Here is a 21,134-nt window from a genome sequence, read left to right as displayed (position 1 = left end):
ACGCTCCCACCGTTCGCTTCACACCCCTGAAGGAGACAACCATGAAAGCAAGACGCATCCTCCTGGCCAGCCTGTTGGCCGGGGCCGCGCTGGCAACCGCAGCGCCGGCCGCCTTCGCGCAGGCCAAGGAGCAGTTCTTCCCGCTGCTGTCGTACCGCACCGGCCCGTACGCGCCGAACGGCACGCCCTGGGCCAACGGCAAGCAGGACTACCTGAAGATGATCAACGCCCGCGATGGCGGCATCAACGGCGTCAAGCTCACCTGGGAAGAATGCGAGACCGGCTACGCCACCGACCGCGGCGTCGAGTGCTACGAGCGCCTCAAGAGCCGCCCGGGCATGACGCTGTTCGATCCGCAGGCCACCGGCATCACGTTCGCGCTGACCGAGAAAGTCGCCAACGACAAGATCCCGCTGATCACGCTCGGCTACGGCCTGTCGGTCGCGCAGGACGGCATGGCCTTCCCCTGGAACTTCCCCCTCATGGGCAGCTACTGGACCGGCGCCGACGTGCTGATCCAGCACATCGCCAAGAAGGAGAACGGCAACCTCAAGGGCAAGAAGATCGCACTGGTCTACCACGACTCCGCGTTCGGCAAGGAGCCGATCCCGTTGCTGCAGGAGCGTGCGCGCATGCAGGGCTTCGACCTGTCGCTGATCCCCGTGACGGCTCCCGGCGTCGAGCAGAAGGCCGCCTGGTTGCAGGTGCGCCAGCAGCGTCCCGACTACGTGCTGCTCTGGGGCTGGGGCGTGATGAACTCCACCGCGCTGAAGGAAGCGCAGGCCACCGGCTACCCGCGCGACAAGATGTACGGCGTGTGGTGGGCGGGCGCGGAACCGGACGTCAAGGACGTCGGCGAGGGCGCCAAGGGCTACAACGCGCTCAACCTCAACAGCTCGGGCACGCAGCCCAAGGTGATCCAGGACATCCTGAAGTACGTGCACGACAAGGGCCAGGGCACGGGGCCCAAGGATGAAGTGGGCCAGGTGCTGTACACGCGCGGCGTGATCATCCAGGCGCTGGGCGTCGAGGCCGTGCGCCGCGCGCAGGAGCGTTACGGCAAGGGCAAGGTGATGACGCCCACGCAGATCCGCTGGGGCCTGGAGAACCTGAACCTGGACGACAAGAAGCTCGCGCAACTGGGCCTGACCGGCGTCATCCGCCCGCTGTCGACCAGCTGCTCCGACCACATGGGCTCGACGTGGGTGCGCGTGCAGACCTGGGACGGCAAGAAGTGGAACGTCGGCAACGACTGGTACCAGGCCGACGAGTCGATCATCAAGCCGATGGTCCGTTCAGGCGCCGAGAAGTACCTTGCGGACAAGAAGCTCCAGCGTCGCGCCGTCGGCGACTGCCAGTCTTGATCTGAGCGCTTTGGCGGCCCGCAAGGGCCGCCAAACGAAAGGGCGCGTCCCTTTCGTTTGGCGAAAGCAAGGCATGAACCAAGCTCCTGAAACGGTCATCGTCGACGACGACGCATCGCCGCAAGACCGCCGCACGCGCAGCATCGTGCTGAACGTCAACGGCATCGAGGTCATCTACAACCACGTGATCCTGGTGCTCAAGGGCGTCTCGCTGCAGGTGCCCGAAGGCGGCATCGTGGCGCTGCTGGGCGGCAACGGCGCGGGCAAGACCACCACGCTGCGCGCGATCTCCAACCTGCTCCGCGGCGAGCGCGGCGAAGTCACCAAGGGCTCGATCGAGTTGCGCGGCGAGCGCATCGAGAACCTGTCGCCGGCCGACCTCGTGCGCCGCGGCGTGGTGCAGGTGATGGAGGGCCGGCACTGCTTCGCCCACCTGACGATCGAGGAGAACCTGCTCACGGGCGCGTACACGCGCTCCGGCAAGGCGGAAGTCGCGGCCAGCCTGGAGAAGGTCTACGCGTATTTCCCGCGCCTGAAGACACGGCGCGGCTCGCAGGCGGCGTACACGTCCGGCGGCGAGCAGCAGATGTGCGCCATCGGCCGCGCGCTGATGGCCAATCCGACGATGGTGCTGCTCGACGAACCGTCGATGGGCCTCGCGCCGCAGATCGTCGAGGAAGTGTTCGAGATCGTGAAGGACCTCAACGCCAAGGAAGGCACCACCTTCCTGCTGGCCGAGCAGAACACGAACATGGCGCTGAAGTACGCCGACTACGGCTACATCCTCGAGAGCGGCCGCATCGTGATGGACGGCCCGGCCGCGGACCTGGCGGCCAACGAGGACGTCAAGGAGTTCTACCTGGGCGTGGGCGGCGGCGAGCGCAAGAGCTTCCGCGAGGTCAAGAGCTACAAGCGCCGCAAGCGCTGGCTCGCGTGAGGGAGCGCGGCATGGCCGACCACTTCGACGCCCTCGAAACCCGCACCCCCGCGCAACGCGAAGCCGAGCTGCTGCGCGCCCTGCCCGCGCAGGTGGCGCACGCGCAGCGCTCCAGCGCGGCGTACCAGCAAGTGCTCGCCGGCGTCGACGCCGCCGGCATCGACTCGCGCAGCGCGCTCGCGCGGTTGCCCGTCGTGCGCAAGCACGAACTGCTGGAGCGCCAGCGGGCCGCCATCGGGCGCGATCCCTTCGGCGGCTTCTCGGCCATCGTGCGCGGCCCGGCGATGCCGCACGTGTTCTCCTCGCCCGGCCCGATCTACGAACCGGAAGGCGCGGCGCGCGACTACTGGCGCGCCGGCCGCGCGATGTTCGCCGCGGGCTTTCGCGCCGGCGACCTGGTGCACAACGCGTTCAGCTACCACATGACGCCGGGCGCGTTCATCATGGAATCGGGCGCGCACGCGGTGGGCTGCAGCGTGTTCCCGGCCGGCGTCGGCCAGACCGAGCAGCAGTTGCAGGCCATCGCCGAACTGCGGCCCGACGGCTATGCGGGCACGCCGAGCTTCCTGCGCATCCTGCTGGAGAAGGCGGAAGAAGCGAAGGCGGACGTGTCCAGCCTGAAGAAGGCACTCACCGGCGGCGAGGCCCTGCCGCCCAGCCTGCGCGACTGGTTCGCGCAGCGTGGCGTCGACGTCTACCAGAGCTACGCGACGGCCGACCTCGGCCTGATCGCTTACGAAACCGCCGCGCGCGAAGGTCTCGTCATCGACGAAGGGGTCATCGTCGAGATCGTCCGGCCCGGCACGGGGGAACCCGTCGCGGAAGGCGAAGTCGGCGAGGTGGTCGTCACCACGCTGAACCCCGACTACCCGCTGGTGCGCTTCGGCACCGGCGACCTCTCCGCGGTCCTGCCCGGCACCTGCCGCACCGGCCGCACGAACATGCGCATCAAGGGCTGGCTCGGCCGTGCCGACCAGACGACCAAGGTGCGCGGCATGTTCGTGCACCCCGGCCAGGTGGCCGACATCGCGCGCCGGTTCCCGGAGGTCGTGCGGGCTCGCCTGGTGGTCAGCGGCGAGATGGCCAACGACGCCATGACGCTGCGAGTCGAAGCGCGCACACGCCCCGAGGGCCTGGATGCGCGCATCGCCGAAGCCATCCGTGACGTGACCAAGCTGCGTGGAGACGTCGAGTTGCTCGACCCGGGCAGCCTGCCGAACGACGGCAAGGTGATCGAGGACGCCCGCAGCTACCGCTGAGGCTGCCTGGCCCCCGGAGCCCGGGTGAACCCGGTACGTAGTTCCCTTGATGGCAAGGCGGGAGCCCGCCCCTACCATCCGCCCATTTCCCTGCAGGAGAGCTTTCCCATGAAAACCATGATCAAGACCGTGGCAGCCGCCGCCCTGGCGACGCTCGCACTCGGCGCACAAGCACAGGCCGCGTTCCCCGGCGACAAGCCGATCACCATCGTCGTGCCGTTCTCGGCCGGCGGCCCCACCGACCGCGTCGCGCGTGACCTCGCCGAAGCCATGCGCAAGCCCCTGGGCGGCGTGAGCATCGTCGTCGACAACGCCGCCGGTGCCGGCGGCTCGATCGGCGCCAACAAGGTCGCCAAGTCCGCCGCCGACGGCCACACGCTGCTGCTCCACCACATCGGCATGGCCACCATGCCGGGCCTGTACCGCAAGCTGCCCTTCAGCGTGGAGAACGACTTCGAGTACCTGGGCATGGTCAACGACGTGCCCATGACCCTGATCGGCAAGCCCAGCCTGCCGGCCAACAACTTCAAGGAACTCACGGCCTGGATCGGCCAGAACAAGGGCCAGATCAACCTGGCCAACGCCGGCATCGGCGCGGCGTCGCACCTGTGCGGCCTGCTGTTCCAGAACGCGCTGCAGACGCAGATGACGACTGTTCCTTACAAGGGCACCGGCCCGGCGATGACCGACCTGATCGGCGGCCAGGTCGACCTGATGTGCGACCAGACCACCAACACCACGTCGCAGATCGAAGGCAAGAAGGTCAAGGCCTTCGCGGTCACCACCAGCAAGCGCCTGACCACCCCGGCCCTGAAGGACCTGCCCACGATGCAGGAAGCCGGCGTGAAGAACTTCGAAGTGACGATCTGGCACGGCCTGTACGCGCCCAAGGGCACGCCGGCGGATGTCACGAAGAAGCTCAATGACGCACTGAAGGTCGCGCTCAAGGATCCGGACTTCATCAAGAAGCAGGAAGGGCTGGGCGCCGTCGTCGTGAGCGACAAGCGCGTCGAGCAGGCCGAGCACAAGAAGTTCGTGGCCGCCGAGATCGCCAAGTGGAGCCCGATCATCAAGGCTGCGGGCGTCTACGCGGACTGATGAACCAGGGCGCACGCGTCCAACAGGCCGCCTCCGGGCGGCCTTTTGCTTGGCTGCTCCGGCCCCTGGCCGCCGGCCAACCCCCACGCTGCACCGACATCGTCGCGGCGCTCACCGAAACCCCCAGGAGACATCCATGACCAAGCACTTCCTGTCCCGCCGCCACCTGCTGGCTCTTGCCGCCGCCACCGCGGTCGCCTTGCCGGCCGCCGCGCAGTCCAACTACCCGTCGAAGCCGGTGCGCATCGTCGTGCCGTTCGCGCCGGGCGGCACCACCGACATCCTCGCGCGCGCGACGGCCAACGAATTGAGCAAGGCCTTCGGCCAGCAGTTCGTCGTCGACAACAAGGGGGGCGCCGGCGGCAACATCGGCGCCGCCGAGGTCGCCCGCGCCGCACCGGACGGCTACACGCTGCTCATGGGCACGGTGGGCACGCACTCGATCAACAAGTGGCTGTACTCGAAGATGTCGTTCGACCCGCAGAAGGACTTCGTGCCGATCACGATGGTGGCCGGCGTGCCGAACGTGATGGTGGTCAACGCGGAGAAGGCGAAGGCGCGCAACATCAACACGGTCGAGGACTTCATCAAGCTCGCCAAGGCCAACCCGGGCAAGCTGAACATGGCGTCCAGCGGCAACGGCACGTCGATCCACCTGGCCGGCGAGTTGTTCAAGACCATGACCGGCACCTACATGACGCACTTCCCGTTCACCGGCTCCGGCCCGGCGCTGCTGAGCCTGGTGTCCGGCGACATGGACGTCATGTTCGACAACCTGCCGTCGTCGATGCAGTTGATCAAGGCCGGCAAGCTCAAGGCGCTGGCCGTCACCAGCGCGCAGCCCTCGCAGGCGCTGCCAGGCGTGCCGACGGTGGAACAGGCGGGCCACCTGAAGGGCTTCGAGGCGAGTTCGTGGTTCGGCCTGTTCGGCCCCGCCGGCATGCCGCCCGAGATCGCCGACCGCATCCAGCAGGCAGTGGCCAAGGCCCTGTCCTCGCCGGAGATGAAGGAAAAGCTGCTGCTGCAGGGCGCCATCCCCAGCGGCAGCACGCCGCAGCAGTTTGCGACTTTCATCGAAGCCGAGAACCGCAAGTGGCAGCCGGTGGTGAAGGCGAGCGGGGCAAAGGTCGACTGAGGTCGACCGCCCCCCCCCGCTCGTCCCGGCGAAAGCCGGGACCTCGACAAAGATCATGGGCGCCCGTTGGAGGCGCCCATTTTTCTTTCGCGAACCAGCATGGATTCCGGCCTTCGCCGGAATGACAGCCTTACACGCCCCAGACGATCTCCTTGCCGGCGGCGGAGCAGCGCTTGAGCATGTCGATGAAGGGCATCGCGCGCTGGCGCAGCGAGACTTCGCCGAACGTCGGTGGCGCCTGGCCGGCAGCCTTCGCCTCGTCGACGGCGGCCTTCTGCTCGGCTTCTTCCTGCTCGATGGCGCGTTCCAGTGCCGCGATGGCGGCGGGCATCTGGTCGGGTTCGATGATCCCCTTCGGGCCGGGATCCTTGCCGATCACCTGCAGCACGCGCCGGCCGTTGGGCTCCAGCATGATCAGGTCACCAGCGGCCTTGCTCTTGAACTTGAACAGCATCAGCGCTCGTAGATGTACTCGCGGTTGAACGGGTACGCGGATTGTGCGCCACGCAGGGCGCCCGTCTGGGGCCGGCCGTCCGGCCGCGAGGCCAGCAGCTGGTGCAGCGAGAGCCAGCCCTGCTCGAAGCTCATCGCGCAGCCCGCGAGGTAGAGCCGGTACGCGCGCAGCACCTTGGCCGCGTCGCGCGCGCGGCCCGTCGTCTCGAGCACGCGCTGCGCCTCGGGCAGCTGCTCTTCCAGCGCATCGGACCAGGCCCACAGCGTGCGTGCGTAGTGCGGCCGCAGGTTCTCCGCGTCGAGCATCTCGAGGTCGGCCAGCGCCATCTCGCGCAGCACGTGGCTCGCATGCAGCAACTCGCCGCCGGGGAAGATGTACTTGCCGATGAAGTCGCCCATGCCGGCGCCCAGCTGGGTGGTGTTGACGCCGCCGGCGGTGATACCGTGGTTCATCACCAGGCCGCCCGGCTTGAGCAGGCGGCGGATCTTCCCGAAGTAGACGTGCATGTTCGCGCGCCCGACGTGCTCGAACATGCCGACCGAGGCGATCTTGTCGAATGCCCGCGACTCGTCGAGCTCGCGGTAGTCGCGCAGCTCCATCCGGACCCGGCCCTGCAGCCGTTTCGACTCGATCAGGCGGTTGACGTGCGCATGCTGGTTCTTCGACAGCGTGATGCCCGTGGCGTCGACGCCGTAGTGCTCCGCCGCCCATAGCAGGAGGCCGCCCCAGCCGGCTCCCACGTCGAGGAAGCGCTCCCCCGGACGCAGCATCAGCTTGCGGCAGATGTGGTCGAGCTTCGACTCCTGGGCTTGGGCGAGCGACATGCCCGGGTCGCGGTAGTACGCGCACGAATACACACGATGCGGGTCGAGCCACAGCGCGTAGAAATCGTCCGAGACGTCGTAGTGGAACTGGACCTGCTCGGCGTCCTTCTGCGGCGAGTGCTGCGCGAGCGAGCGTGCGCGGCGCAGCATGTCGCTCCACCAGCTGGTGTCGCTGGCCACCGGGCTGCCGGGCAGCAGGTGCGCCGCCGCCGCCATCAGGTCGCGCATGCGGCCCTCGAAGCCGACCCGCCCTTCCACGATGTCCTCGCCCAGCTTGCCGATCTGCCCGGCGGCCAGGACCGCGAGGCTGCCCCAGTCGTGGAAGGTGAGGACGACGTCCGCGGAGCTGCGGCCGACGCGCTGGCCGCCGGGGATCTCCAGCGCCAGTCCCACCGGAAGCGCCTCGAGCTGCGGCGCGAGCTTGCGCAACAGGAAGTCCATGGACCGATTCTTGTGAGCGGCGGTGCCGCCCGTCAATGGACGAGGTTGTAGGACACCGCCGCAAGCTGCGTTGCCATTGAGCGGCAGATGCTTCAGGCTTAAACTATTTAGGTCCCCACGACCTGCCCTTTCCGCCATGGACATGGAAGCCCGCGCGCACAGCGAGCACCCCGAGGCCCTGCGCCTGTGGCTGCGCCTGCTCACCTGCACCCAGCTGGTCGAAAAGGACGTGCGTGGGCGGCTGCGGGAGCGGTTCGACACCACCCTGCCCCGCTTCGACCTGATGGCCCAGCTGGAACGCGCGCCCGACGGCCTGAAGATGATCGAGCTGTCGCGCCGCATGATGGTCACCGGCGGCAACGTCACCGGCATCACCGACCAGCTCGCGCGCGAGGGGCTGGTCGACCGCGTCGCCGTCGAGGACGATCGGCGCGCCTACCGCGTCCGGCTCACGCCGAAGGGGCGCAAGCTGTTCCACGAGATGGCGCAGCAGCACGAACAGTGGATCGTCGACGCGTTCGCCGCGCTGTCCGAGCGCGAGCTGGCCACCTTGCACCGCCTGCTGGGCAAGGTGAAGCAGCACGCCGGCCAGCGCGCGGCCGCGCCCACCGAATGACCCAGGAGACCCCGATGTCCGCCCAGACCGACCGCTTCGTGCACGACCGCCTGCCGCCGCGCGCGCAGTGGCCCGAGCTTCGCTACGACCTGCCCGAGCTGCGCCTCGCCGGCCGCGCCAATCTTGTCGAGGAGTTGCTCGACAAGGCCACGGCCAAGGGCTGGGGCGATCGCCCGATGCTGCGCTCGCCCAGGGAGACGCTGACGTACGCGCAGGCGCGCGAGCGCGTCGACCGCATCGCGCGCGTGCTGCGGGAGGACCTCGGGCTGCAACCCGGCAACCGCGTGCTGCTGCGCGGCGGCAACTCGATCGGCCTGGCGCTGGCCTGGCTGGCGACGGTGAAGGCGGGCCTGATCGCGGTGGCCACCATGCCGCTGCTGCGCGCCAAGGAACTGGGCGACATCATCGACAAGTCGCAACCGGTCGCCGCGCTGTGCGACGCGAAGTTGCTCGACGAATTGCAGAAGGCTTGCGCGGACCGCCCCGGCGTGCGCGTGCTGGTGCCGTTCAACACCGACAAGCCGGATTCGATGGAATCGCGCGCGGCATCGAAGGCCGCGGACTTCGCGCCCTGCCCCACCAGCGCGGACGACATCGCGCTGCTGGCCTTCACGTCCGGCACCACGGGCAAGCCGAAGGCCGCCGTGCACTCGCACCGCGACGTGCTGGCGGCGTGCGAGGCGTGGCCGCGCCACGTGCTGCGCGCGACGCCGGACGACATCGTGGTCGGCTCGCCGCCGCTGGCCTTCACCTTCGGCCTCGGTGGGCTGCTCGTGTTCCCGATGTGGGCCGGCGCCTCGGTGTACTTCGGTGACGGGCCGTACACGCCCGAAGCGCTGGTGCGCACCATCAACGACATCGGCGCCACCATCTGCTACACGGCGCCCACTTTCTACCGGCAGATGGCACCGTTCGCTCGCGAGCTGGGCGTCGGCCGCCTGCGTCTCTGCGTGAGCGCGGGCGAAGGCCTGCCTGACGCGACTCGCCAGCTGTGGAAACAGGCGAGCGGCATCGAGATGCTGGACGGCATCGGCGCCACCGAGATGTTCCACATCTTCATCTCGTCCGCGGGGGCCGAGGTGCGGCCCGGCGCGATCGGCAAGGTGGTGCCCGGCTACCAGGCCAAGGTCGTCGACGACGAGGGTCGTGAGGTGCCCAACGGCACCGTGGGCAAGCTCGCGGTCATCGGACCGACGGGGTGCAAGTACCTGGACGACGCGCGCCAGGCGGGCTACGTGAAGGACGGCTGGAACCACCCGGGCGATGCGTTCATGCAGGACGCCGACGGCTACTTCTTCTACCAGGCACGCACGGACGACATGATCATCACGGCCGGCTACAACGTCGGCGGGCCCGAGGTCGAGGACGCGCTGCTGCGCCACCCCGCGGTCGCCGAGTGCGGCGTCGTCGGCAAGCCCGACGAGGAGCGCGGGATGATCGTCAAGGCGTTCTGCGTGCTCAAGGCCGGGCACGAGCCCGGCGAGGCGATGGTGCGCACGCTGCAGGAGCACGTGAAGGCCAGCATCGCGCCCTACAAGTACCCGCGCGAGATCGAGTTCGTCGCCAGCCTGCCGCGCACGGAGACGGGCAAGCTGCAGCGGTTCAAGCTGCGGCAGCAGGTGCAGCAGCAGTCCACCGCCTGAACGGCCCGGCGCCACCGCCGCGCTGCACGCGCGGCCATAATCCGGCGCATGCCTGCGTACACCTTCGAGGCCCTGGATGCCCAGGGCCAGACCCGGCGCGGCGTGCTGGAGGCCGACACGGCCAAGGCCGCGCGCGGGCAGTTGCGCGCGCAGTCGCTCATCCCGATGCAGGTGCAGCCGGTGGGCGGCGACTCGGCGCCGGGCACCGCGGGGTCGCGCTGGAAGCGGCGCGTGTTCGGCGGCACCGGCCTCACCGTCTGGACCCGCCAATTGGCGGGCCTGGTCGGGTCCGGCCTGCAGCTCGAGCGTGCCCTGACCGCGCTGGCCGAAGAAGCCGACCGCGACGAGGAACGGCAACTGGTCGCCGCGCTGCGCGCCGAGGTCAATGCCGGCTCGACGTTCGCGTCCGCGCTGTCGCATTACCCGCGCGAGTTCTCGGACATCTACATCGCCGTCGTCGGCGCCGGCGAACAGGGCGGCCACCTCGGCATGGTGCTGGAGCGCCTGGCCGACGACCTGGAGAACCAGCAGGCGCTGCGGGCGCGCCTGATCGGCGCGGCGCTGTATCCCGCGATCGTGACGCTGGTCGCGCTGTTCATCGTGGTGTTCCTCGTCACCTACGTGGTGCCGCAGGTGGCCAGCGTGTTCGCCGGCACCAAGCGCGCGCTGCCGTTCCTGACCGTCGCGATGTTGGCGATCAGCGCCTTCGTGCGGAACTGGTGGTGGCTGCTCGCGGTGGTGATCGCCGGTGGCGTGACGGCCTTGCGGCTGATGCTGCGCAATGCCGGCTTCCGCGAACGCTTCGATGCAGCCTGGCTGGAACTGCCGCTGGTGGGCCGGCTCTCGCGCGGCTACAACAGCGCGCAGTTCGGCAGCACGCTGGCGATGCTGACGGCCGCGGGCGTGCCGATCCTGCGCGCGCTGCAGGCGGCTGCGCAAACGCTCGGCAACCGGGCCATGCGCGCCGACGCCCTCGACGCGATTGTGCTCGTGCGTGAAGGCGCGCCGCTCGCCTCGGCGCTGGCGCAGAAGAAGCGCTTCCCCGGGCTGCTGCCGATGTTCGCCCGCCTGGGCGAGCAGACCGGCCAGTTGCCGCAGATGCTGCAGCGCGCCGCGCAGCAGCTGGGCAACGAGGTGCAGCGCCGCGCGATGGCGCTGGCGACCATCCTCGAGCCGCTGCTGATCGTCGGCATGGGCTTGATCGTCATGCTGATCGTGCTGGCCGTGCTGCTGCCGATCATCCAGCTGAACCAGTGGGTCCGCTGATGAGCGTGTTCACCGACGACAAGCTGGTGGTGGCCATCTCGTCGCGCGCGCTGTTCGACTTCGAGGAAGAAAACCGCATCTTCGAAAGCGGCAATCCGCAGGCGTACATGGCCGCGCAGCTGGAGCGCCTGGAGCAACCGGCCCGGCCGGGCATCGCGTTCTCGCTGGTGCGCAAGCTGCTCGCGTTCAACGACGCCAGCACGGAGCGCGTCGAGGTGGTCATCCTGTCGCGCAACGATCCGGTGTCCGGCATGCGCGTGTTCCGCTCCGGCCGCGCCAACGAGATCCGCATCGAGCGCGGCGTGTTCACGCAGGGCCGCTCGCCGTTCCGCTACCTCAAGCCGTTGCAGGCCAAGTTGTTCCTGTCCGCCAACGCGGACGATGTGCGCGAGGCGCTCGCGGCCGGTTTCCCGGCGGCGCGCGTGTTGATGGAATCGGTGCTCGCCGGCGACAACTACCCGAACGAGGTGCGCATCGCCTTCGACGGCGACGCCGTGCTGTTCTCCGACCAGGCCGAGCGCGTGTTCCAGGACGGCGGCCTCGACGCCTTCCAGCGCCACGAGAGCGAGAAGGCGCTGCAGCCCCTGCCCGATGGGCCGTTCAAGCCGTTCCTGCAGGCGCTGCACCGGTTGCAGGCCAGCGGCACGCCGGCGATGAAGATCCGCACCGCGCTGGTCACGGCGCGCAGCGCGCCCGCGCACGAACGCGCCATCCGCACGCTGATGCACTGGAACATCCACGTCGACGAGGCGATGTTCCTGGGCGGGCTGCCCAAGGGCGAGTTCCTGCGCGAGTTCGAGCCCGACTTCTTCTTCGACGACCAGACGCGGCACGTCGACCAGGCGGCGCGGCACGTCCCGGCCGGCCACGTCGCCGGCGGCATCACCAACGGGTGATCAGGCCGGCGCGCGGCCGCGCGCTTCGCGCCGCGCGATCCACACCGTCGACGCGCAGATCACCACGCCGCCGATGAGCGTGGAGTTGGGCGGCGTGTCGCCGAACGCCAGCCAGCCCACCAGCGCGGCCCACACCAGGTCGAGGAACTTCACCGATTGCGTCGCGGAGATGTCGGCGGCCGCGTAGGAGCGCGTCAGGCAGTAGTGCGCACTGCTGCCCAGCAGCCCGCAGAGCAGGTACAGCAGCCATTGCGACGCGCTCGGCCACACCCAGTGCGTCAAGGCGAACGGCAGGCTGAGCAACGCCACGCTGATCGACTGCCACAGCACGATCACTTCCGGCCGTTCGTAGCGCGTGAGCGCCTTGGTCATGAGGAACGAGGCCGCGAACACTGGTGACGACGCGAGCATCACGAGCGTGTAGTAGCCGCCGCCACCCGTGAGTTGGGGCGCCACCACCAGCAACACGCCACCGAAGCCGATCGCCGCCGCCAGCCAGCGCTGCCAGCGCATCGGTTCCTTGAACACCAGCACCGCGCCGAGCATGATGAAGATCGGCGTCGTGAAGCCGATCGCCGTGATGTCGGCGACCGTGATGAAGGGCACCGCGGCGAACCACAGCAGCAAGCCCAGCGTGTGCACGCCGCCGCGCGTGAACTGGCCGACGACGTTCTTCGGCCAGTACGAACGCAGGCCGCTGCGCGCGACCAGCGGCAGCATCACGACCAGCCCCATCACGTAGCGCAGGCATTGGGTCTCGTGGGTGCCGAGCGTGATCGACAAGCCACGCATCACCGTGTTGAGCACCACGAAGAGGAAACCGGACAGGCCCGACCACATCAAGGCGCGGACCGCACCGTCCAGGCGCGAGAAGCGCCACTGCACGACCGCCGCGCGGCGCGCCAGCAGGTTCCTGTCGGCAACGCGACCACGACTTCCCATGCCCGGCACTATAGGTGCGGGCGCGCAGTGACGACGAAAGTCGTCGTGACGCACGCGTGACTGCGCACGCCGTGCGTTGGCCTAGCATGGGGGCGTCTTCAGGGCGGGGTGGAAGTCCCCACCGGCGGTAGGTGGCGAAAGCCACGAGCCCGCGAGCGCCCGCGACGCGAGTCGCAGGGTCAGCAGACCCGGTCGAATGCCGGGGCCGACGGTCACAGTCCGGATGGAAGAAGATTCGCGTGCGCGCCGCAGGGTGCGCGCGTGATGGCTGCCGCACGCACGTCCGCGCGCGGGTGGCGGCGTTCCCGCAAGCCTTGAAGCGTTTTTGTCCACCAACAGGAGCGTTTCAATGACAGTCCTTTCCCCCTCCCCCGCCGCGATCGACCTCGCGCCGATGCCGGCCGTGCTCGACGCGGTGCGGTCCGGCCGCCCCGTGCTCGTGATGGACGACGCCGGCCGCGAGAACGAGGCCGACCTCGTGTGCGCCGCGGAACTCGTCACGCCCGAAGCCATGGCGATGCTGATCCGCGAAGGCAGCGGCATCGTGTGCCTGTGCCTGCTGCCGGACAAGGCCGGCGCGCTCAAGCTGCGGCCGATGGTCGAAGTCAACCGCTCGCGTTATGCGACGGCGTTCACGCAATCGATCGAGGCGTCGCACGGCGTGACCACCGGCGTCTCCGCCATCGACCGGGTGCAGACCATCCAGTGCGCGCTTCGCTCGACGCTGGAGAACAGCGAGATCGTCAGCCCCGGGCACGTGTTCCCGCTGGTCGCGCGCCCGGGCGGCGTGCTCGAGCGGGAGGGTCACACCGAAGCGTCCGTCGACCTCGCGCGGCTGGCCGGCTTGCAACCGGCCGCGGTGCTGTGCGAACTGATGAATCCCGACGGCAGCATGGCGCGTGGGCCGGAGGTGGCCGCGTTCGCGCAGCGGCATGGGATGCCGGTGACCACGGTGCAGGCGATCGTGGAGTGGCGGAGACGGAACCCGCGCGCTATTGCAGCAGCACGTTGAAGTTCAGCGTGAAACTGCTGTTCGCCGCCATCCGGCCCTTGGGCTTGGCGCGGACGTTGGTGATGTTGGCCGCGTAGCAGCCGGGGGGCTGCGTGCCCGAGGCACCGACGAAGGTCCATGTCGGCGTCGCCGTCCAGGCGGCGCCGTTGTTCGACGAGTACTGCACGTCGGCAGCGACGAGGCTCAACCCGCTCGCGCCGGCGGCCAGGCTCACCGGCGCGCCGACGGCCGTGCAATTGGTCGCGCCGGTCGAAAGCTGGTAGTACAGGTAGGTCCTGGCCGGGATCGCGTCGTCCACCTGCAGCGTGTCGGCGTCCACCTTGCCGACGGTGTCGCTGTTCGTGATCGCGATGCTGTACTGGGCCACCGAGCCGGGGATGGACAGGGCGTTGGCCACCAGCCCGCGCACCGGGTCGCTGATGGCGGACACCGTCTTCTTCGTCGACAGGCTGGGGTAGTAGATGGTGTCCGAGTCGATCGCGGAGTTGGACGCACCGCCGACGGTGGACGTCGCCGTGTTCACGATCTGGCTGCCGGCGGCAGGCACCCAGGTCGCCGTGCTCGTCCCGGTGGAGGTGTACTTGCCGCTCACCGTGAACGTGAGCGTGCTGGCGTTGGACATGTTGTTGACCGTGACGCCGGACGCGAACGTCGAAGTGGTGACGGCGGGGCAGGACACGCTGCCCGCGGCCGAGCAACTCACGCTGCTGACCGACAGGCCCGTGATGCTCGGGTCCTTGATCACCTGCGACGCGATGTTGGCGCCGGTCGTGTTGGCCACGGTGATGGTGTACGTGGTCGTGTCGCCGACGCTCACGCTGCTGACGCCGTTGGTCTTGGCCACGACGGGCAGCGCGACGACGTCGACTTCCGCCAGCGTGCCGCTGGGCGCGTTGCACTTGGACTTGGTGCCGGGCACGGCGTCGTTCGGCGACGTGCAGGCGTTGCCGGCGAGCTGGGACCAGGACACCACGAAGGGGACGTTGAGCTTCCCGGTGCTCGTGGCCCCGTTCGCGGTGCACGGGATCGGCACGTCGTAGACGACGAAGGTGGCGGTGCCGGTGTTGGTCGCAGCCCCGGTGGCCGCAGCGTAGGCTGCCGAGGGGATCGTGCCGTTCCCGTCGCCGCAGTAAGCACCCGTCGAGTTGTTCAGGTTGAGGAACGGCGACGGGACCGTCCCGGCGCCGAAGGGATTCGGGATCGTGCCACCGGTGGCGGCATTGCGCGGAAGGATCGACACCGTGCACGACTGGGCCCCGCCGCCGGAGCGAAGCAATTGCGGATTGCCGCCGTCTTCGGCAAGGAAGATGCCGATGTCATAGCGGTCGGGTTGAGAGAACTGCACCGTCACGTTGAGGTTGGCGACGATGTTGGTTCCGCCGACACAGCCTGCGCCCGTGAGCAGGTTCGCCTGCGGCGTCACGTTCACGCCCGGGTAGTAGTTGCGGTTGATGGAGATCTGCGTGATCGAGACGTCGTTCGCATTGCAGGTCAGGTCGCTGCCGAACCGGTCGCCAGCGCAGTTGGCGCCGTGGATCACCTGCTGCGCGAAGGCGCCGGTTCCGGCGAGCGATAGCAGCAGGAGGAGCACCAACCTGCGGAGGCACTTCTGGAAGGGAGTGGTCACGGAATCCATGGTCACCTGGCTTGCAGGGCGGCAGCCGCCCCGCGGTCGTTGAGGTCGAAGGTGTCCTGGTCGAACTTCGCGCGGATGTTCAGGTACAGGCCCTTCGCACGGTATTCGGCGCCGGCGAAGTCGGCGTCCCAGAAGCCCTGGGCATTCCAGCCCACGCTCACCCAGGTGTTGGTGGCCAGCCGGTAGCCGACCGACAGGCCCAGGTGGTAGCTGCGGGTTTGGGTCGCCCACGAATGCAGCACGCCGGCGTGCAGGCCCACGTCGATCTTCGGCGTGACGTCGTAGCGGGCCTCGATGCCGGCCAGGTCGGTGTAGCCGCTGGCGGTGAAGTCCTGCAGCATCTCGCGCACGTACTTGGCGCTGTACTGCACCGCGACCTGCGTGCGTGCATTCGCCTTCCAGTTGGCGTTGAAGTTGTTGATCAACTTGCGCGTGAACAGCTGGCCCGCCAAGGTGCCGCCCTGGGTGGATTCCTGCACGTACTCCAGCCGGTCCAGCCACATCCACGAGCCTTGGTCGGGGCGATGGGCGTACGACAACCGGCCCAGCAGGCGGTTGGTGGTGCCCTCGAGCACCGCGCGCTGCCCGGTCCACTGCAGGCCGGCGGCCACGGTGTCGCCATCGGCCAGCCGGCGCTGCGCGCCGAGCAGCAAGTTCAGCTTCTTGTCGATGTCGCTGGTGCGCCATTCGACGCGTCCCGAGCCGCTCCAGTCGCCGTTGCGGTAGGCCAGGCCGGTCGTGATCGCGGTGAAGTCGGCGGCGACCAGGCCATAGCCGCTGGCCGGCGCGGTGCCCGACGGGATCGACGCGGCCGGCGAGTTCGCCCGCACCACGCCGGACGCGGGGATCTGGCCGGTGCCGAGCGGATCCGCCGGCACGTTGCCGCGCAGCGTCCGCGTCTGCTCGATGCCGGCGTCGGCGGTCCATTGGTCGTTCAGCCGCAGGCGCTGCACCAGCCCCATGCTGGCGTACAGGCGGTCGGCGTCGAGCGTGCCCTGGCTGCCTACGCTGCCCTTCACCTCGGCACCTTCCCACGCGTGCGTGCGAAGGCCGACGCTGGTGGTCATGATCCGAACGCCCTCGCCCTGCGCGAGTTCGTGCTGCGCCGTGAGGGTCGTGCCCGGCGTCACCTTGTAGTCGGCGCCCAGCACGAGGCGGTCGGGATAGGCCGCGGTGCTGCTGGTGCCCTGCTGGCCCAGGCCGAGGTCGGTGCTGGCGCGCAGCACCAGGCGCTGCTCCATGGCTTCGTAAGCGACGCCCAGCGTCGCTTGCTGCGTCGACGACCCGGCGCCCTGCCCATCCGATTCCTTGATCGCGCGCGCACCGGCCTGCAACTTCAGATGGTCCGCCGCGGCCCACTGTGCGCGGCCTTCGACGACGTCGCGCGCAGCGCCCCTGGCGAGGTCCTGCTGGCGCGACGCCTCGCCCTGCACCTGCACGGTCTCGGTGGCGTTCGCGCGGCCTTCGGCGCCGACGCTGCGCAGGCCCTGCGCGGCGACCGACTGCTGACCGAGCCCGAAGCCGGTCTGCTGCTCGCGCGCATAGGCGCGCCAGGCCGTCTTGCCGTCATCGTGCACCACTTCCGCGACGTAGGCGGTGCCGCCCTGCGAACCCAGGTCGCCTTGCGCCGTGCTCTTGGCGATTTCCAGCCTGGCCTTGGTGCTGTCGTCGATGCGCAGCGTCGCGTCCGCCGCGGTCAGCGTGCCTTCGCGGCCCAGGTTGCCTTCGTGGATGCGCGTCGCGCCGACCACCAGCTGCCCGGTGGCTTGCAGCGACACGCGGCCGCCATAGGTCCACGCCTCGCCGACGCCGCCTTCGGTCTCGTACTCGGCGATGAGCAGCTGCGGGTTCGATTCCGCGTCACGCGAGTTGAGCGGCTCGCGCAACTGCACCGTGCCCAGCGCGTAGTCGATCTGGTAATCCAGCCAGGGCGTCAGTGCGCGCGTGGCCACCACGCGGTCGGACTGGAAGCGGTCGCGCACCTCGATGCGCAACCGGTCGGAGTTCATGACGATGTTGCGGGCGCGCAGGCGGTAGAGGCCGGACGTGCCGTCGCCCTGGATCTCGTCCTTCAGGAAGCCTTGTCCGGTGCGAGTGGCGAAGGCGGTGTAGGCCGCGCGGTCGCCCTTGTATTCGGACTTGAGGCCGTTGACGACGCGCGTGTAGCGCCCGAGCTCGGTCACGGTGAGGCCGGTGTCGAAGTCGCCGAACAGCAGGTAGAACTGCTTCTTCTCGATCTTCAGGTAGAGGTTGCGGATGCTGGCGGCATCGTACTGCTGCGACGTCGCATCGCCGTACAGGGTGTAGTAGCGGTTCGGGTCGATGGCCTGGCGCAGCGCGGCATTGCTGCCCGTGCCGCGCTCCTTCGCGCTGTCGTACGCCGCGGTCAGCAGGTACTCGCCCTTGATCATGCCCTTGGCGTAGAACGCCACGCGGTCCTGGTCGAACAGCTGGTCGGCGGCACCGGCATCCTGCAGTGCCTCCATGCGGCCCGACAGCTTCTTGTGGCCGACCGTACCTTCCGCGAAGCCGACGAGCACCCAGTCGCGGCCGGGCGACTGCAGCCACGCACGCACGTCCGCCGTGCGGCCGTTGGCGAACTCGAAGTGAAGCACGGCCTCGCCGGTCTGGCCGGTCGGCTGCAGCGGGATCAGCGCGACGCCGTTCTCGCCGATCTCGTAGCGCGCGCGCCCACCGAGCTGCCCCGCGAGCGGCTCGCGCTGGATCGCATCGGCGGCCTGCTGCGGCGCGAAGGGCGCGTCGATGCTGAATTCGCCGATCGCGCCGCGGCGCACCGGCTTGCCGCGCGCGTCAAGGAAGCGCACCGCCACCACGGGCGAGGTGCGGCCGTCCGCGATCAACCTGGATGACGCTTCGTCGACTTCGGCACGCGTGGGACTGACGCCGTAGTGGATGGTGCGCGACTCACGCAGGACGACCTGGCCCGCGGGGTTGTGCACGACCACCTCGAGCACGTTCTCGCCGTTGCGCAGGTCGACCGAGCGCCAGTTCGACAGCGCGACCGCGCCGGTCGGGCTGAGCAGCGTTCCTTCGTAGCGCATCGGGTCGGCGGCGACGCCGTTGACGCGCAGCTCGATCGTGTCGCGGCCGCCATGCTTGACCGCCACCTTCACGATCGGCAGCGCGGGCGAGAAGTCGGCCTTGGGGTGCAGCCACTCGACGCGGTCGTCCGCCGCGGCCAGCCACTTGTCGTCGTAGGGCAATTGTTCGATCAGCGCCGGCGCGGCCGCGGCCTTCGCATCGCCCGCAGCAGTCCCGGCAACGACGCTCGCGGTGGCCTTCGCCGCGCCCGGCAGCGTGGCCGGCAGTGCACCGCACTCGCTGGCCTGCGTCGCATTTGCAGCCAGGGACAAAGGCGCCAGCGCGACCAGCGCGCCGCCTGCGGGCTGCGCGCGCACCGACAGCTTGAGCGCGCCCGGCTTGTCGTCCAGCAGGCGCAGCGCAAGGCGCTTCTGCCAGCGCGCCGGCTGGGCGGGCAGGCGCACGACGACGAAGCCGTCCTCGACCTGCACGCTCGTCGAAGGAAGTCCATCGAGCAGCGCCGAGGCGGGGTCGACCTTGGCGCCGGAGGGCAGCACCACGGTGGCGGTCACGGCTTCCTGCGCGATCGTCGAGCCCAGCGCCACTTCGACGTCACGGCCATGGCGACGCACTTCCTGGCGCAGGCAGCTCGCCACGGTGGCGAAGCGGAAGTCGGCGCGCCACAGCGTGCCGCCGCGGACGTTCACGAACTGGCTGAAGTCGCGGCCGCCGGTGCGGCTGTTGTCCTCGCACGAGCGCAGCTGCATGCCTTGCGGCAGCGTGGTCGTGTCGACCTGCACCACGTGCGTGCCGGGGCGCAGGTTCTCGACGTGCCAGCGGCCCTCGACATCGGTCAGCACGAAAGTGCCGTCCTGCAGCAGCACGCGCACGCCGGCGAGCGCGTGGCGCGACGAAGGGTCCTGGGCATCGGCCTCGCACGATGCCGCCACCGTCACTTGGCCGGCGAGGATGGCGCGGCTTCGATTGAGGTCGTCCTGGACCGTCACGGTCGCACTGGACGTGTTCGAGCTGATGCGGCCCACGATCTGCGCGATGTTCTGCGCCGGGCCGACCTTCGCCGACGGACCGATCGCCGCCACGTAGCGCAGCGTCGCCGCGCCCTTGGCCTGCAGGGTGCCGAGCGAGAACAGCAGCGTGCGGCCGTCGCCGGCGACCACCGGGTCCGCGAGCGGCTTGTCGTTCAGGCGCGCCGACCCCGGCATGTAGCGAAAACCGGGCGGGAGGCGGTCCTGCAGTTGCACGCCGGGGAGCGGCTGGTCGCTCGACGTGGACAGCGCCACCGAATACGGCACGAAATCGCCCAGCGAGGCGACGGCCTTGCCGACGGTTTTCGTGAGGTCGATCGTGCCCAGCGGACCCGGGTCCAGCGGCACGTCCGCTTCGACCGGCGGGCCGGGCAGCACCATGAACTGGCCGCCGCGCGAGATGCCGCTCAGTTGGTAAGGCGCGTTGGGCAGCTGCTGGAGTGCAGCATCCGCGACTTGCGATGGGAAGCGGTACCCGAGCGTCGGCTGGATCTCGAGGCGATAGGTGCCGGGGGCGCTGACGCGCGGGAACTGGTAGCGGCCGGGGCCGAGCACGTAGACCGTGCCGCCGCTATCGGTCACGGTGCTGCCCGTGACGACGGTGGACGGGAAGATGCTGACGCCGTCGTCGCCACGCACTTGGGCCGGCGAGCCGGTGACGACGTCCACCAGCGTGACGCGCACGCCGTCGATCGGCTGGCCCGTGCTGGAGTCGAACACCAGGCCCAAGGGGTCGACGAGCGCGACGCTGGTCGCGACGGCGCTGGTGCCGGCCTGCACGTAGGTGGCGGTGAGTTTCTCGTTCGACTTGGCCTGCAGCGTGCAGTTGCCCGGCTGCGCGGCGCCGGCGGCCAGCGGGATGTAGCCGAGGAACACGCCGGTCGACGGGCCGGTCTCGACCAGCCTCAGCGTCTCGTTGTCTCCCGACGGCGTGCTGACGACGACCGTGATGGTCTCGACGGCCAGCGGGTCCGAGTTGGCGGAGTAATCCGTCACCTGCACGAACGCCACGTCGCGGCCCGAGTAGGCGTTGGCCGGCGCGAACAGGTAGCTGCCGGGCACGTTCAGCGACCCCACGCCCGGGACGGATGGATTGCCTTGCTGCACCCAGCCGCCACCGCTCGCCATGCAGCCGGTGACGGGCAGCGGCCGGCTGGTCGCGCCCGCCGCGGTCGCCTGCGGCAGGTTGGGCGCGTAGGTCAGGAACTGGATCGCCGCCGGGGTTCCGGCCGCGGTTGTCACCGTCACGCTGCCGGACGTCGCGATGGGCGTGCCGCCCACGTCGTACGACGCGGTCGCGGTGTTGGTGATCTGCGTGTTCGGCGGCAGCGCGGCGCGTGCGACCGAAGTGGCGAGGAAGAAAAAGAGAACGAGGGCCGGCAGCAGCCAGGCTTGGGCGTGCGCGCACAAGGCGCGCACGCCCAAGCCTGCTGGCACGAAGTCCAGCAGGCCCGGGGCGCCGGCCCGGCCGCGGCAAGCCGCGGCGCGGGTGGCGCTCGACGTCGACCGGAGTGACGTCATCC

15 protein-coding genes and 1 riboswitch are annotated in these 21,134 nt (G+C 69.5%); of the genes, 10 read left to right on the top strand and 5 right to left on the bottom strand.

The window, feature by feature from the left end; all coding sequences use genetic code 11:
- Positions 1 to 41 precede the first annotated feature (41 nt).
- The 5 genes from I8E28_RS03500 to I8E28_RS03480 all read left to right on the top strand — a co-directional run bounded on the left by I8E28_RS03500 (position 42) and on the right by I8E28_RS03480 (position 5,793).
- Positions 42 to 1,364 (top strand): ABC transporter substrate-binding protein, encoded by a 1,323-nt coding sequence (locus tag I8E28_RS03500; protein ID WP_200786449.1) that lies wholly within the window; start codon positions 42 to 44, stop codon positions 1,362 to 1,364.
- 73 nt (positions 1,365 to 1,437) lie between these two features.
- Positions 1,438 to 2,301, top strand: coding sequence for an ABC transporter ATP-binding protein (locus I8E28_RS03495; RefSeq protein WP_239027174.1), 864 nt, complete (start codon positions 1,438 to 1,440; stop codon positions 2,299 to 2,301).
- An 11-nt stretch (positions 2,302 to 2,312) separates the two neighbouring features.
- Complete coding sequence (locus I8E28_RS03490; RefSeq protein WP_200786448.1) at positions 2,313 to 3,560, top strand: phenylacetate--CoA ligase family protein; 1,248 nt, start codon at positions 2,313 to 2,315, stop codon at positions 3,558 to 3,560.
- Positions 3,561 to 3,668: 108 nt separating this feature from the next.
- Positions 3,669 to 4,658: a tripartite tricarboxylate transporter substrate-binding protein gene (locus tag I8E28_RS03485; protein ID WP_200786447.1), complete on the top strand. Its 990-nt coding sequence runs from the start codon at positions 3,669 to 3,671 to the stop codon at positions 4,656 to 4,658.
- A 136-nt stretch (positions 4,659 to 4,794) separates the two neighbouring features.
- Complete coding sequence (locus tag I8E28_RS03480) at positions 4,795 to 5,793, top strand: Bug family tripartite tricarboxylate transporter substrate binding protein (protein ID WP_200786446.1); 999 nt, start codon at positions 4,795 to 4,797, stop codon at positions 5,791 to 5,793.
- A gap of 130 nt (positions 5,794 to 5,923) precedes the next feature.
- Here the strand turns inward: I8E28_RS03480 and I8E28_RS03475 are convergent, their stop codons facing one another.
- Both I8E28_RS03475 and I8E28_RS03470 read right to left on the bottom strand, forming a co-directional pair.
- Positions 5,924 to 6,247, bottom strand: coding sequence for a DUF1840 domain-containing protein (locus I8E28_RS03475; RefSeq protein WP_200786445.1), 324 nt, complete (start codon positions 6,245 to 6,247; stop codon positions 5,924 to 5,926).
- Positions 6,247 to 7,512 carry a class I SAM-dependent methyltransferase gene (locus I8E28_RS03470; RefSeq protein WP_200786444.1) on the bottom strand — a complete coding sequence of 422 codons (1,266 nt, stop codon included), beginning with the start codon at positions 7,510 to 7,512 and terminating at the stop codon, positions 6,247 to 6,249. The genes I8E28_RS03475 and I8E28_RS03470 overlap by 1 nt, the downstream gene beginning before the upstream one ends.
- Before the next feature lie 136 nt (positions 7,513 to 7,648).
- Between I8E28_RS03470 and I8E28_RS03465 the strand changes: the two genes are divergently transcribed.
- From I8E28_RS03465 to I8E28_RS03450, 4 genes are read left to right on the top strand one after another with little or no spacing between them, the layout of a single operon-like run.
- Complete coding sequence (locus tag I8E28_RS03465; RefSeq protein WP_200786443.1) at positions 7,649 to 8,128, top strand: MarR family winged helix-turn-helix transcriptional regulator; 480 nt, start codon at positions 7,649 to 7,651, stop codon at positions 8,126 to 8,128.
- A 14-nt stretch (positions 8,129 to 8,142) separates the two neighbouring features.
- Entirely contained in the window at positions 8,143 to 9,771 is a 1,629-nt protein-coding gene (locus tag I8E28_RS03460; RefSeq protein ID WP_200786442.1) for an AMP-binding protein, read from the top strand.
- Between the two features lie 48 nt (positions 9,772 to 9,819).
- Positions 9,820 to 11,037, top strand: a complete 1,218-nt coding sequence (gspF, locus tag I8E28_RS03455; protein ID WP_200786441.1) for a type II secretion system inner membrane protein GspF — start codon at positions 9,820 to 9,822, stop codon at positions 11,035 to 11,037.
- Positions 11,037 to 11,933, top strand: coding sequence for a 5'-nucleotidase (locus I8E28_RS03450; protein ID WP_200786440.1), 897 nt, complete (start codon positions 11,037 to 11,039; stop codon positions 11,931 to 11,933). The genes gspF and I8E28_RS03450 overlap by 1 nt, the downstream gene beginning before the upstream one ends.
- Here I8E28_RS03450 and I8E28_RS03445 read toward each other — a convergent pair whose 3' ends face one another.
- Positions 11,934 to 12,875 carry a DMT family transporter gene (locus I8E28_RS03445; RefSeq protein WP_200786439.1) on the bottom strand — a complete coding sequence of 314 codons (942 nt, stop codon included), beginning with the start codon at positions 12,873 to 12,875 and terminating at the stop codon, positions 11,934 to 11,936.
- A gap of 90 nt (positions 12,876 to 12,965) precedes the next feature.
- A riboswitch (FMN riboswitch) is annotated at positions 12,966 to 13,114 on the top strand.
- A gap of 110 nt (positions 13,115 to 13,224) precedes the next feature.
- Here I8E28_RS03445 and ribB point away from each other — a divergent pair.
- Positions 13,225 to 13,887 (top strand): 3,4-dihydroxy-2-butanone-4-phosphate synthase, encoded by a 663-nt coding sequence (gene ribB, locus I8E28_RS03440; protein ID WP_200786438.1) that lies wholly within the window; start codon positions 13,225 to 13,227, stop codon positions 13,885 to 13,887.
- Here the strand turns inward: ribB and I8E28_RS03435 are convergent.
- On the bottom strand, positions 13,868 to 15,514 hold the full coding sequence (locus tag I8E28_RS03435; RefSeq protein WP_200786437.1) for an autotransporter outer membrane beta-barrel domain-containing protein: 1,647 nt from the start codon (positions 15,512 to 15,514) through the stop codon (positions 13,868 to 13,870). The genes ribB and I8E28_RS03435 overlap by 20 nt on opposite strands.
- A gap of 11 nt (positions 15,515 to 15,525) precedes the next feature.
- On the bottom strand, positions 15,526 to 21,132 hold the full coding sequence (locus I8E28_RS03430) for a DUF11 domain-containing protein (RefSeq protein WP_200786436.1): 5,607 nt from the start codon (positions 21,130 to 21,132) through the stop codon (positions 15,526 to 15,528).
- Positions 21,133 to 21,134 lie beyond the last annotated feature (2 nt).

Source organism: Ramlibacter algicola (genome assembly GCF_016641735.1).
GTDB classification, from domain to species: domain Bacteria; phylum Pseudomonadota; class Gammaproteobacteria; order Burkholderiales; family Burkholderiaceae_C; genus Ramlibacter; species Ramlibacter algicola.
This window is presented reverse-complemented; position numbering and strand designations above follow the sequence as displayed.

What these genes read in the sequence shown, in the direction of transcription:
- I8E28_RS03500 (WP_200786449.1), top strand. Translation starts at nt 42, where the DNA reads ATGAAAGCAAGACGCATCCTCCTGGCCAGCCTGTTGGCCGGGGCCGCG.
- I8E28_RS03495 (WP_239027174.1), top strand. Translation starts at nt 1,438, where the DNA reads ATGAACCAAGCTCCTGAAACGGTCATCGTCGACGACGACGCATCGCCG.
- I8E28_RS03490 (WP_200786448.1), top strand. Translation starts at nt 2,313, where the DNA reads ATGGCCGACCACTTCGACGCCCTCGAAACCCGCACCCCCGCGCAACGC.
- I8E28_RS03485 (WP_200786447.1), top strand. Translation starts at nt 3,669, where the DNA reads ATGAAAACCATGATCAAGACCGTGGCAGCCGCCGCCCTGGCGACGCTC.
- I8E28_RS03480 (WP_200786446.1), top strand. Translation starts at nt 4,795, where the DNA reads ATGACCAAGCACTTCCTGTCCCGCCGCCACCTGCTGGCTCTTGCCGCC.
- I8E28_RS03475 (WP_200786445.1), bottom strand. Translation starts at nt 6,247, where the DNA reads ATGCTGTTCAAGTTCAAGAGCAAGGCCGCTGGTGACCTGATCATGCTG.
- I8E28_RS03470 (WP_200786444.1), bottom strand. Translation starts at nt 7,512, where the DNA reads ATGGACTTCCTGTTGCGCAAGCTCGCGCCGCAGCTCGAGGCGCTTCCG.
- I8E28_RS03465 (WP_200786443.1), top strand. Translation starts at nt 7,649, where the DNA reads ATGGACATGGAAGCCCGCGCGCACAGCGAGCACCCCGAGGCCCTGCGC.
- I8E28_RS03460 (WP_200786442.1), top strand. Translation starts at nt 8,143, where the DNA reads ATGTCCGCCCAGACCGACCGCTTCGTGCACGACCGCCTGCCGCCGCGC.
- gspF (WP_200786441.1), top strand. Translation starts at nt 9,820, where the DNA reads ATGCCTGCGTACACCTTCGAGGCCCTGGATGCCCAGGGCCAGACCCGG.
- I8E28_RS03450 (WP_200786440.1), top strand. Translation starts at nt 11,037, where the DNA reads ATGAGCGTGTTCACCGACGACAAGCTGGTGGTGGCCATCTCGTCGCGC.
- I8E28_RS03445 (WP_200786439.1), bottom strand. Translation starts at nt 12,875, where the DNA reads ATGGGAAGTCGTGGTCGCGTTGCCGACAGGAACCTGCTGGCGCGCCGC.
- ribB (WP_200786438.1), top strand. Translation starts at nt 13,225, where the DNA reads ATGACAGTCCTTTCCCCCTCCCCCGCCGCGATCGACCTCGCGCCGATG.
- I8E28_RS03430 (WP_200786436.1), bottom strand. Translation starts at nt 21,132, where the DNA reads ATGACGTCACTCCGGTCGACGTCGAGCGCCACCCGCGCCGCGGCTTGC.